This is a genomic window from candidate division WOR-3 bacterium (assembly GCA_016926475.1).
In the GTDB taxonomy this organism is placed as follows: domain Bacteria; phylum SDB-A; class SDB-A; order SDB-A; family SDB-A; genus JAFGIG01.
In genome coordinates, this window is sequence record JAFGON010000050.1 from 26,964 (window position 1) to 39,389 (window position 12,426).

8 protein-coding genes are annotated in these 12,426 nt (G+C 43.4%); all 8 read left to right on the plus strand.

All coding sequences use genetic code 11. The features are described 5' to 3' along the window. The first annotated feature begins 32 nt into the window (after nt 1–32). Nucleotides 33–671 carry an energy transducer TonB gene (locus JXA84_05110; protein MBN1150583.1) on the plus strand — a complete coding sequence of 213 codons (639 nt, stop codon included), beginning with the start codon at nt 33–35 and terminating at the stop codon, nt 669–671. Between the two features lie 108 nt (nt 672–779). After that, a complete protein-coding gene (gene mfd, locus JXA84_05115) occupies nt 780–3,929 on the plus strand; it encodes a transcription-repair coupling factor (GenBank protein ID MBN1150584.1) in 3,150 nt (1,049 codons plus the stop codon). Beyond that, nucleotides 3,926–5,581: a peptidylprolyl isomerase gene (locus JXA84_05120; GenBank protein MBN1150585.1), complete on the plus strand. Its 1,656-nt coding sequence runs from the start codon at nt 3,926–3,928 to the stop codon at nt 5,579–5,581. The genes mfd and JXA84_05120 overlap by 4 nt, the downstream gene beginning before the upstream one ends. Then, nucleotides 5,578–7,302 carry a peptidylprolyl isomerase gene (locus JXA84_05125; protein ID MBN1150586.1) on the plus strand — a complete coding sequence of 575 codons (1,725 nt, stop codon included), beginning with the start codon at nt 5,578–5,580 and terminating at the stop codon, nt 7,300–7,302. The genes JXA84_05120 and JXA84_05125 overlap by 4 nt, the downstream gene beginning before the upstream one ends. A gap of 11 nt (nt 7,303–7,313) precedes the next feature. Next, nucleotides 7,314–8,198 carry a peptidyl-prolyl cis-trans isomerase gene (locus JXA84_05130; GenBank protein ID MBN1150587.1) on the plus strand — a complete coding sequence of 295 codons (885 nt, stop codon included), beginning with the start codon at nt 7,314–7,316 and terminating at the stop codon, nt 8,196–8,198. Continuing rightward, nucleotides 8,195–9,520 carry a peptidylprolyl isomerase gene (locus JXA84_05135; GenBank protein MBN1150588.1) on the plus strand — a complete coding sequence of 442 codons (1,326 nt, stop codon included), beginning with the start codon at nt 8,195–8,197 and terminating at the stop codon, nt 9,518–9,520. Before JXA84_05130 ends, JXA84_05135 begins: the two co-directional genes overlap by 4 nt. After that, a complete protein-coding gene (locus JXA84_05140) occupies nt 9,510–9,764 on the plus strand; it encodes an RNA-binding S4 domain-containing protein (GenBank protein ID MBN1150589.1) in 255 nt (84 codons plus the stop codon). Before JXA84_05135 ends, JXA84_05140 begins: the two co-directional genes overlap by 11 nt. Before the next feature lie 235 nt (nt 9,765–9,999). Continuing rightward, on the plus strand, nt 10,000–12,426 hold a 2,427-nt coding region (locus JXA84_05145), incomplete at its 3' end, for a hypothetical protein (GenBank protein ID MBN1150590.1).

A 12,426-nucleotide genomic window follows, 5' to 3' on the forward strand; every position in this document is an offset into this window, starting at 1 on the left:
AAATAAGGTAGAAAACAAACAGGAGGTGAAAGATGAGGAAATTCGACACCGGAGGCTCTCTTAAAACAGGCATAATCCTCGCTTTGCTTTTCCATTTAGTGGCTTTTATCTCTTTGCCGGAACCTTCTATACCGGTTTATAAACCTTCGGAAATAGACCAGAGGGAGACCCGGCAGATGGACGTCAAGGTAAACATTGATTTCAGGACAATAGAAGAAGTGGTGAAACTGATAGAGGATCGTCAAATTGTCGAAATACCAAATCAAAACGGCGGAGAGATAATAATTTCAGAAACAGGAGACAGCCTTTTGGGCAACATAAGCGATTCGGTTTTTCTCATAGACACTGTTTCGTTGATTTCTGAAGATTCTTTTGAGTCGGTTTCAGAATACGCCATGTCCTATGAAATACCTCCGAGACCCATAAAACTTCAAGAGCCAGATTATCCTCCTTCAGCTTTGAACGCCGGAATTGAAGGTACGGTGGTTTTAATGCTCTGGGTTGATCTCGACGGAAAAGTGACGAAAGCGGAAGTTCTAAACTCGACAAACCCTCTTTTCGATCAGAACGCGATAGAAGCCGGTATGGGTTGTCTTTTCGACCCGGCGGAAAGCGCCGGGAGGCCCGTAAGGGTTAAAATAGTCTTCCCTGTAAACTTCAGGCTCGATTGAAGGTATGTAAAAGCGGCGCTTGTTCAAAAACGCCGCTTTATTTTGAAAAGAACTGTTGACATTTCATCCTATTGATATCAAAAATTCATTTCACCAAAGCAGAAAATCATGAACGGGGAAATATTTAAGAAAATTGCCGAAGAATTGGGGAAAAGCACTTCGAACCGAATTTCGAGATCGAGCGCATCTGAACTGGCTTTGTATATTTCGAGTCTTTTCTATTGCCGGGAAAAAAGTGTTCTCGTTGTTCTCGATGATGAAAAGGAAGTCGAAAAGGTATTTTCTGATGTTTTTGTGATAACTGGTGTTATACCTGAAATTTTCTCTAAATGGGACAAGTCGATTCCCGGAGAGTTTTCTCCGTCGCCTGACATCGTCGGAAGAAGGCTGAATTTTATCTCGGGAATCGGCACCGGGAAGAGGAGCATCTATCTGACCGACACCAAATCTTTCAAAGAAAAGGTGCCTTCTCCTGAAAGAATTCAGGCTTTTTCAACGGTATTGAATGCAGGGCAGAAAATCCAAACAGAGAAATTCTCGAGATTCTTGATCAGTTCAGGGTACACTTTGGAGACAAACACTATTAACCCCGGAGAGTATTCGATAAGAGGTGGAATAATAGACGTGTTCTCACCAGCGGAAAGCTTTCCTGCGAGAATCGAATTGTTCGGAGAAGACGTCGAAGATATAAGGATTTACGAACCTTCAAAAGGAAAAAGCATCAAAAGCGTCGAAGAATACAGGGTGTTTCCTGCCAGGGAAATAATGCTTTTCGAAGATGAAATTGAAAAGCTGAAAGCCGAGTATCCAGAATATCCGGATGCATTTATTTTTGGCGGCGAGACAATTGCCTCGAGTTTAAGAAAACACGATGTCCCCCTAAAAGATTTAAAATTTGACGGTCTGGTTTTAACCGAGTCTGAAAGTGAAAATTCTTCAGCGTCGATCGATTGGGGAACAGGTTTTGCCTCTTTTCTTGATTTAGGCATAGATAAAATTGAAAGCAAATCAATAGAAAGCGAATACGAAGATTTTCGAATGTTTTTTTTCGTGAGATCCCAATCTCTATCTAAAGCGTTGAAAAAATATTATCCAGAGGCTGATTTCATCGGTAAACCATTAAGTTCCGGTTTTGCATTAAATATCGCGAAAGCGCTTTTTATAACTGAAAAAGAACTCTTCGGGCACGAACCGAGGCTGATAGGTAAAAACGAAAGGGAGAAGTTCTTTTTAAAGGAGGAAATTGAATTTTTACCTTTGGGAAGTTATGTTGTCCACGAAGAATCCGGAATAGCCAAGTATAGAGGGATAAAAACAATAGAAAACGCGGGACAAAACACAGAGTATCTAATACTTGAATACGCTGACGAAGCTTTTTTGTATTTACCTGTCCACAAGCTACACCTTGTAACCCGTTACATTGGACCAAAAGATAGCTCTGAACCTAAATTGAGCAATTTGGGCTCTTCAAGATGGCTTGAAAAAAAGCGACGGGCAAAAAAACAGATCTGGGACATGACAATTGAGCTGGCTCAGCATTACGCCGTGAGAAAAGCTTCAAAAGCCCCTTCCGTTGAAATCGACGACGAATTACGTCAATCACTTTCTCAGACTTTTGAGTTCGAGGAGACTCCTGACCAGCTTAAAGCCATAAATGACGTGTACACTGATCTTTCAAGCTCAAAACCAATGGATCGGCTGATCTGCGGAGAAGTTGGTTTTGGGAAAACCGAGGTGGCTATCAGGGCTGCTATGAAGTCAGCCAACAGCGGGTTTCAAACGGCTGTTCTGGTGCCTACAACGGTTTTATGCCAGCAACACTTAGAAGTATTCAGGAGAAGGCTTGAAGATTATCCTCTAAAAATCGAAATGCTGAGCAGGTTTGTCAGCAGGGAAGGTGCGAAAAAGGTATTGGAAAATGTCGCTCTTGGAAAGACGGACATAGTTGTCGGGACGCACAGACTTTTGTCGAAAGATGTTGTTTTCAAGAATTTGGGACTTTTGGTGGTGGATGAAGAACACAAATTCGGTGTTAAGCAGAAAGAGAAGTTGAGAAAAATCAAAAAAAATGTCAACACCCTCATGATGAGTGCGACTCCGATACCGAGAACTCTTCACATGTCTCTCTGGAACCTGATGGATGTCAGTCAGATCAACACACCCCCTCCCGGCAGAATGCCTATAGAAACTTCGATAATTCCGTTTTCCGAAAAAGTCATAAAAGACGCGGTTTATTTCGAAGTGGAAAGAGGTGGGCAGGTGTTTTTTCTACACAACAGAATCGACAGCCTGCAAGCAGTGGAGGTCTACTTGAAAAAAATCTTTCCGGACGTGACCATGAAAAGTTGTCACGGGAGGATGTCGAGCGCTCAAATAGAAAAGATAATGATTGAATTCTACGACCACGAGTTCGACATGTTGATATCGACGACAATAATTGAATCTGGTCTGGACATAAAAAACGCCAACACTTTAATTGTCGACAGGGCGGACACGTTAGGATTAGCTCAGCTTCACCAGATAAGGGGAAGAATAGGAAGAAGCGATGTCCGTGCTTATTGTTATTTTATGATACCGAGAAAAGGGCCGAAAACTGACAGCGGAAGGGAGAGGTTGAAGGCGATACGATCTTACGCCAGACTCGGCGCCGGTTACCAGCTTGCACTTCACGACATGAAAATAAGAGGCGTGGGAAATCTTCTTGGTAAAGAACAGTCGGGGTACGATTTTGATATCGGATACGAACTTTACATGAAATATCTCGAAGAAGCTGTCGAAAAAGTCAGAGCTGAAAAAGGTCATGAAAAAGAGATAACACACGAAATATGGGCCGATTTTCCGTATTACATTCCGCCGGAATACGTCAAAGACGTCAACGAGCGTGTATACCTTTACAGGAAAATCGCGGCGGCAGACCTATCTGGACTCGACGAAATAAAATCCGAAGTCAGAGACAAATTCGGCCCGCTTCCGGATTCAGCAAAGATTTTTTTTGAAATCTCAACACTCTACAGGTTGCTGAAAAACACCTTGATAACATCTCTCGCACTCGCAGAATCGGTAAAAATTCAATTTGCAAAGGACCCTGAAAGGTGGTATATTGAAAAACTTGTTTTTAACTTGCCTAAAGATTGGCGTCCTCATTTCAGAAGAGACGATGAAAGAGAATTACTCGTCGAAATAAAAGGATGGAATCGGAATTTAAAATCTTTGCGCAGATTGCTTGAAGCATTGAATATGGACGGTGAAAATTTATGAAAAAAACAATTTTTCTTGTTTTGTTGCCGGTTTTAATAGGGTGTAGAAATGAAGTCGTTTTGGTTAGAATAGACGGCGAACCCGCTTTATCTCAAAGCGACATACCCGAATACGCCTTTTATCTTCCGGAAGATTCTTTCTTCTATTTACTCGATTCCATGACTGAAGCAAAACTCATCCTTCTGGCAGCTGAGGAAGAGAATTTTCCGCAACTGATTAACTCCGACATCGAAGACCTGAAAAGAATTCTAATTATCGATTCGCTCTGGGATTCAATCCAAGACAGCCTCTTGGCGGAGCATGATTCTCTCGCCTACAAATACTGGGAATGGTCCCAGATTTTGGTCAGGACTTTTCTCGTCAGGCTTCCTCCCGGAAGGCAAAAGGAAGCTCGCGATATAGCCGATTCTATTGAGATTTTCATGGGTGATTCTCTGATGTTGAAAAAATACGTGGATGAAGTCTGCGACAGGTACAATTTCAAAGGCTTGTATTTTGGCCCTTCAGGAGACTTAAGGGATATTTTCCCATACGTGGTCTCTTATAGTCTGGCAGAAGAGTTGGTTGACATGGAAGATATGTCTGTTTCTGAACCCATCGTCACAGACACGGGCATTTTTATTTTGGCGAAAATCAAAAGCATCCCTACAACTGATTTTTACGATTTTGAAGAGGTTAAAGAAAACCTGAAAATGCAGGAAAAATTCAGGTTTTTAGCCGAACAGAGCAATAGGATGATAGACAAGTTGAGAAGAGAGACAGATATAACTTTCAACGGAGAAATTTTCGACTTGTTTTCAAAATTTCCGCATTTTGAGAGAGTTTTGGAAGAAGAACCTATTGTTTTACCTGACCTCGACAGTGTTGTTTTCAACCAGTGGATAGCTGTAGCTGGAGAAGACACGGTTTTTGTGCGCGACATGCTAGACAAAATAAAATCAGGAAGAGTTCTTTACCCCGATCTGTCCGACACTTCATTTCTCCGCTTTTTCCTTATGAGAGATGTGATGCCGCCTTATCTTCTGATTCAAGAAGCCCTGAGAAGAGGAATAGCACTTGAAGGAAACCTTGGGTCGAGGTTTGAGAAACTCAGGGATTCTCTAGTTTATGAATCGTATATCGCCTCTCATACTGGAATCCAGGCTGATTCACAGGAAGTTTACGCTTATTACCTTTCAAACCCCGGTTATTTTTCCATACCGGAAAGGCAGGAATTGTTCATAATAGGAACTGCCGATTCTCTTTTCATGGATGAACTTTTGGATTCAGTTTCCCAGGGCGTGCCCTTTGAAACACTGGCGACGAGGTATTCTGTTCTTCCGTCAGCTCAAAACGGAGGCGATCTCGGTTACGTGACGAGGGGAAGGTACAGAGAGGAAATTGAAAATTTGATTTTCTCGTTGGAACCACAGAGCGTTTCTCATCCGATTTTGCTGGATGGTTATTGGGTGTTGTTCAAGACGGGACTATACAAACCCGATTCTTTGCTGCCTTTCACAAATGTTTTTGAAAGGTGCAGAAATCTGTACCAATCAGAATTACGTTCTCAAATGACAAGTTTTATATTGGAGACCAAAGGTTTGAAAAACAGGGTTGAAATTGACAGTTCAGCCCTGAGAAATCTTTTAAGAGGAAAAAAGGAGGAAATATGAAAAAATATCTGACGATCATTTTCATTCCGGTAATATTGATTCTGACTTCCTGCACAGGAAAACCGAAAGTTATCGACAGGGACACGCTTTTGATATCTATCGGCGACGATAACATGAAAAGAGAGATTGGGATCGTCGAAGTCAGAGCAAATTTCTTTTCTTACGAAGGTGAATCCCCAGACACAGCAATAATGAGACTCAACCAGGTCGTGGACAACCTCATAGAGACGCATATACTGGGGCTGGGAGCTCAAGCCGCGGGTATGCTTGATGACAGCACTGCAGTTTACACGATTGAAATGGCTAGAGAAAACAGCGTTTTAGGAGAACTTTACTGGCAGGTAGTCATAAACAGAGCTGTTGTTGACTCTTTGGAAATTGTCAAGATGTGGGAAGACATGGCTCAGGAAATCTGGTGCAAACACATACTTTTAAACGACAGTACGCTCGCAGACAGTGTTTACAAAATTCTGGCCGAAAAATGGGAAACTCCAGATAGGGACAGCCTTTTCAACGAAATGGTCCAACTCTATTCTCAAGACCAGGGGACGAAACCGATAGGAGGAGACCTTGACTATTTCACAAAAGGCAGAATGGTAAAACCTTTCGAAGACGCCGCTTTCGCGATGGCGGACGGTCAGTTGTCGGAACCGGTGAAAACCGATTTTGGATGGCATTTGATATACCGAATATCCGCCAGGGAAAACATGAGAAGAAGACCTCTTGAAGAATCATACTTGCAGTTGAAAGCCATGAAGGAACAGGAACTCCAGAGAGAACTGGCCGACAACTACATTGACAGTTTGAAAAATGCTTTCAACGTGCAGGTGCAAGAACCGGGGTTCAGCGTCCTGTTCAAAAAAATGGAAGCGGGTAGTTCAGCTAACCCGTTTGGCGCTCCTCCGGTAGAATTTTCAGAAGAAGAGAAATCGCTACTGTTTTTAACCTACGGAGACGTAGAAGTCACTTTAGGGAATCTCAAAGCCAAACTCGACGAGAGAAAGTGGATACTTCCTTATTTCACCCAGGACACTGTCATGTTCAGAAAGAACTGTGAAAACATAGTTCTGACTGATATGCTGATGGTAGCGGCGCTGGAATTGAAAATAGACAAACTCCCGGTCGTGGAGAGAAACGTGTATGCTCAAGTTGACAGAACTTATTCATGGCAGTTTGTCGAAGACTCCATAAAGAAAAATGTAGTAGTGGAAGATCGGGATCTTCTTTCGTATTATGAAAGCAACCCCCAGGAATTTACTCTTCCGGAGAGAAGAAGAGCCAGGCTGATAGAGATGACGACCCTCGATTCTCTTCAAAACGCGGTTTTACCGCAGTTGCGTAGAGGTGACACTGTCAGATTTGACACCCTGGCCAAGCTTAACTCCATTCATTTCTCTTCGAGAAGCGGTGGCAGATTGGGCTTGTTCCCTCGCGGAAGGTACCCAGCTTTTGACTCTGTCATTTTCTCCATGACCGAAATTGGAAGCATATCCGATCCTTTCGCTGTCGACAGCGGACATTTTTCTGTTGTCATGCTCGAAGAAGTCATACCCGAAACCCTTCTTTCTTTTGAAGAGGTAAAAACGAGAATAGACGGAAACTTGAGAATATCAAAAACGGATTCCATCAAATTAATCGTCCTTGAAGACCTAAGGGCTAAATTTAAAATTGACACGGTTTCGAATTACGAAATGCTTTTAAAACAGATAATCGGTGAATAAAGAGGTGCAATTTGAAAAGGCTAATATATTTGATTTTGGCTTTGGCTTTTTTGGTTTCATGTTCCAAAGATGACCGGCAAAACATACCTCAAGACACTGTTGACGCAGGGGATATTTCTGCCCGTGGTTTCATAATGGACGATGACACTTCGACTCTCATAGCGGTTGTAAACGGGAAAAACGTCAGATACGCCCCTTTTAGATCTTACATGATCAACATGCTCGGCATAGACCCTGACACCTTTTCGTCTGAAATTGTTTCGAGTGTCCTTCAGACTTGGCTTTCAAGGGAAGCTGTATACGATGTCGGTGTGCAAGAAGGATACGAAAAAGATTCAATTTACATATTTATGGAGTTCGACGCCACGAGACAGATCATTTCTCAAATGGTTTTGGAAAGGCTGACGCTCTCGATGCCGGGGGTCAGTGAAAACGAGATAAGAAGCGCTTACGATAAATGGAAAGAAGAAATAAAATACGAAAAGAAAGTGGTTTTGTACCAATTCTTCAGCGAAACGATGGCTACAATAGCCAGAGATAAAATCCTTGAAGGAGTCGAAGATACTCTGGTGCCGAACCTGGTAGGACTTGACACTGTTGAAGGGATCAGGAGACTTTATTCCAACATGGAATTGATTGAAGAAGCTGTCGCGAATCTGAAATCGGGAGAAGTAAGCGAACCCTTCAGCGTCGGAGATGGTTATTTCGTAGCTAAAGTAATTGAAGAAAAATACATTGAATCTCCAATGACGCCTTATGAGCAGATCAGGCCTTACATAATGCTATACCTCACTGAGTTGAACAAATACGACTACCTGAACAGTTTTGTCGACACTCTTCTTCAGAACAATGTGACCATTTTCGACGACAGCATTAAGTTGAGGGTGAGTAATTGAAAATATTTTCAACGATCTTCCTGTTTTTTCTGCTCTCGGCATCTCTTTCGTCCGCAAACGCTGATGAAATTATATCTATCGTAGAGAAAGAAGCCGTGACGAGAACAGAACTTGAGACGTATATGAAAACGTCGATCTTTTTCATTGGGGGATTTGAACTTCCCAATAAAAGACTCCAGGAAGAATTTGAAAAAGAAAGGTACGAAAATCTTTTAAACATTTATCTTGTACTGAATTCAGGCGACACCACAGGAATTTTAGACGTGTCGCCTGAAGCTGTAGAAGAAGAATTTATGGTTTTGCTCGGAGATTTGGCTTATGGAATAACCGGTGATTCGACAATGGTTGATTCAATAAGCGCGTATTTTTCCCAAGCCGGTATCGACTGGATATTGGCCAAAGAATTATTACGAAAAGAGTTCTATTTCAAAATAGCCGCTGAAAGGTATGTTTCTTTTTCCCATCCGGATCTTACAAATTTTGATAATTACTGGGTCTCTGAAGATATCCTCCGAGAGCTATACGAAGAAATCAAGGACAGCCTCAGCGCCCCTGTTGCATACAGTTTCTCAAGAATCGTCCTCATGACAATCCCGTCTGAAAAATGGCTCATGGAAGTGAACTCCAAAGCGGCGACTATCATGCAAGCTCTGAGTTCAGGAGAAGACTTCAGGACTCTCGCTTCCATATACAGCGACGATTCAGAGGGGAGAGCCAACGGAGGATACCTTGGAATAGTGAAAAGAGGCGAACTAAACCCTGAGGTAGAAAACGCCATTTTTTCAATTGAGACAGGAACAGCCGGTTTTGCTCAAAGCCCGGCGGGTCTGCATGTATTGTACGTACCCATGAAATGGGCTGACAGTGCAAAAGTCTACGAGATTTTTATTTCTTTGCTTCCCAAAAGAGAAGACACACTTAAAACTCTCGCGGACTTGGACGAAGTCATGAAACTTCTTCACGATGGGACTCCTTTTGAAGAAGTCGCGAAAAGGTATTCAAACGACCAATTCACCAAAGACGACGGGGGATTTCTGGAAAATGTACCAGCTGAGTCTCTCGATGTGTCCTTGAGATCGATTCTCGATATGCTCCAACCCGGTGAATTCACCGAACCGATTCCTTCACCTTTCGGCTTCATTGTTTTAAAACTCGAAGGGGTTGTCCTTGGAGAACAGGAGTCATACGAGTCTTTCAAAGACCGTATAAAAGAGATTCACCTTCTCAGGGAAAGACAAACCGCGATAGAAAAATGGTTGGAAGAGCTTGAAAACAGCCTCTACGTCTGGCAAAGAGATTCTGTTCTGACAAATGAGAATTGACGTATTTCTAGACGCTGTCTGCCTTTTTAAAAGCAGAACGATGTCTTCGAAGGCTTGCCAAGAAGGAATCGTAAAAATCAACGGATCTGGAGCAAAACCTTCAAAAGAAATCAAAGAAGACGATATCTTGGAAATTCGGAACTTTACAAGCACTAAACGTTTTCGCGTTCTGGCGATACCACAAAAAAACGTCAAAAAATCCGATGTCGGAATGTTTATCCAGTTTTTAACGGGTTTGTCATGAAGCTATAATGTCATTTTCCAGAATTGTAACCTGTATCTTTTTTTATTGTCAACCCTCCGTGATTTTCGACCTGTTTTTGAAAAGTGTCCTGACACGCGTAAGTTAAGTCTAAAGCACTTTATAAACTTAACCCCTTAATTTATTTTCCCGAATACAGTAGTTGAATTTTTAGCTTTGGATGTTGTAAAATACTTGTTAATTTTCTGTTTGTTTTCAAAAACCATCAGGAGGTCAAATGAGAAAGTTTTTTTTAGCTCTTTTTTTCCCGGTGATTTTGTCGGCTCAGACCTATAACTTGTCCCCTTCTTCTACCTACGTTGAAGTGACCCAGTCAAACTTTTCTTTTGTCGGACTGACGGCGGGTTTTGACATGGTCACTGTATCTCAGCGAACCGAAAACAGTCAAAATTATTCCGTGATCACTATAGAAAACACCCACAGCTCGGGAAGATTGGGTGAGCCTCAAATTCCTGTCATTAGGAGAATAATTGAAATCCCGAGCGGTTCGCAAGTTGCTTTAAGCGCTACTTCCCGCGGAGAAATTGACGCTTTTTTGACCGTACCTCTTTTCCCAAACCAACCTTCCCTCGAAAAGGTTCCCGGAGCCGTTGCTCCTTTCACGATAGACAGAAACGCCTATGGTGAAAACCGGGTTTACGGCGAAGAATTGGCGAGGATCGTTGATGATGGATACATAAGAGGACACAGGTTTGTCACGGTGGAGATTTTCCCGGTCCGGTATGAACCTTATTCTGGAAAATTGACTATGCGAGAAAATATCGATTTAGAACTGATTCTGACGGGTTCTGATCCCGCTCTTACAAGGTCCAATTACGAGAGGTATTACAACAAAGAGTTTGAAGCATTTTTGAAAATGTCTGTTCTAAATTCGTTCGCATACGGAGAGACGGATTATCCGGATCTTCCGACAGGATACCTCATAATAGTTCCCGATGTGCTCGCTTCAAATTTAGATGTTTTTGTGCAGTGGAAAGAGAGGAAAGGATACGATGTAACCGTCGCGCTGAAATCACAAGTCGGCACGACCAACACCGCCATAAAAAACTATATTCAAAACGCTTACGACAACTGGCCTGTCCCTCCAGCGTATGTTCTTCTCGTTGGTGACGACGAAATACCCGCGTTCACTGGAGGTGAATCCAACGCTATAACAGACCACCCCTACGGACAGCTTCAGGGAGGAGACCTTTTCCACGAAGTGTGGCTTGGCAGGTTTTCGGTGACAAATTCGTCACAGCTTGCCAACATAATAGAGAAAACTTTAAATTACGAACAACCTTCTATCTGGACGCAAGGAAACACGTGGTGCAAAAAAGCTGTCTTCATGGCGAGCAGCGACAACCATACTGTATCTGAAGGAAGCCACAGATATGTAGTTCAGACTTATTTGGGCCCCGCGGGGTTTGTCTGCGACACACTCTGGTATTACCATGGGGCGACGACCGCGCAGGTCAGTTCTGCATTCAACGACGGACGTTCATGGGGAGTCTATTCCGGGCATGGAGGTACGACGAGCTGGGCTGATGGTCCGCCTTTCTCGCAGGCTAACGTCAACGCCCTTACCAACGTCAGTGAATACCCGATAGTGATGAGCTTTGCCTGCAACACAGGACAATGGTCTGTGGGCGAGTGTTTCGCGGAGACATGGATAAGAGCTGGTGACAAAGCCGGCGTCAGTTTCTGGGCTTCCGCCCCTTCTTCTTACTGGACTGAAGACGACACTCTCGAAAGATGGATTTTTCATGCGATTTTCGATTCTACTGTGACATGGCAGAGGGGTTTTTACGACTACGGTCTTCTCGGCGTCTATACTTACGGAGGAACATATGTCCCTCCCCAGTATTACTATGAGGCTTACAACCTGTTTGGAGATCCCTCGATTGACGGATGGACGGACTATCCAAATGCCCTCTCCACTAATTATCCGTCGTCGATACCCGTGGGTTCAATCGACGTGCAGGTCACCGTAAATACGGCGAAAGCCCCGGCGCACAACGCTCTCGTTTGCCTTAAAAATGATGATTCGACTTGGGTCGGTTACACAAATTCATCTGGCGTAGCGACAATCCATGTCAATAACATAGCTCCTTGTTCGCTCTTGGTGACCGTCACCGGGCATAATCTCGATCCTCATTTTGGAACGATATACGTCATTTCAAGCGGAGCTTACGTGAGCTATCTCAGATATATACCAGATGGTAACGGACAGGTAAACCCTGGAGAGACTCTAAACTTAAGTGTTTGGCTCAAAAACTGGGGAACTCAGACAGCGCACAATGTCGTCGGCTCAATTTCATCTTCAGATCCGAATATTACAATAAATCAAAACACAGTCAACTACGGGACTATCAACGCCGGTGATTCATCACTTGGATCAGGAAATTTCAACGTGACTACAGCCTCGGGTCTTGAAGATGGATACACGATACCTATGACGATGACCATATCTGCCACGGAGAGCACCTGGGTCAGCAATTTCAGCTTTACGGTAAATGCTCCGGTTTTGGAAGCGACGGGCTACTACGGTCCTTCCGAAGTGATGCCCGGGGACACGGTTGTATTCGGACCCATGCTTGAGAATTCAGGCAGCGGGAACGCCTACACGGTTCAGGCACGGCTTCGCTGCATCAGCAAGGATCCC

What these genes read in the sequence shown, in the direction of transcription:
- JXA84_05110 (MBN1150583.1), top strand. Translation starts at nt 33, where the DNA reads ATGAGGAAATTCGACACCGGAGGCTCTCTTAAAACAGGCATAATCCTC.
- mfd (MBN1150584.1), top strand. Translation starts at nt 780, where the DNA reads ATGAACGGGGAAATATTTAAGAAAATTGCCGAAGAATTGGGGAAAAGC.
- JXA84_05120 (MBN1150585.1), top strand. Translation starts at nt 3,926, where the DNA reads ATGAAAAAAACAATTTTTCTTGTTTTGTTGCCGGTTTTAATAGGGTGT.
- JXA84_05125 (MBN1150586.1), top strand. Translation starts at nt 5,578, where the DNA reads ATGAAAAAATATCTGACGATCATTTTCATTCCGGTAATATTGATTCTG.
- JXA84_05140 (MBN1150589.1), top strand. Translation starts at nt 9,510, where the DNA reads ATGAGAATTGACGTATTTCTAGACGCTGTCTGCCTTTTTAAAAGCAGA.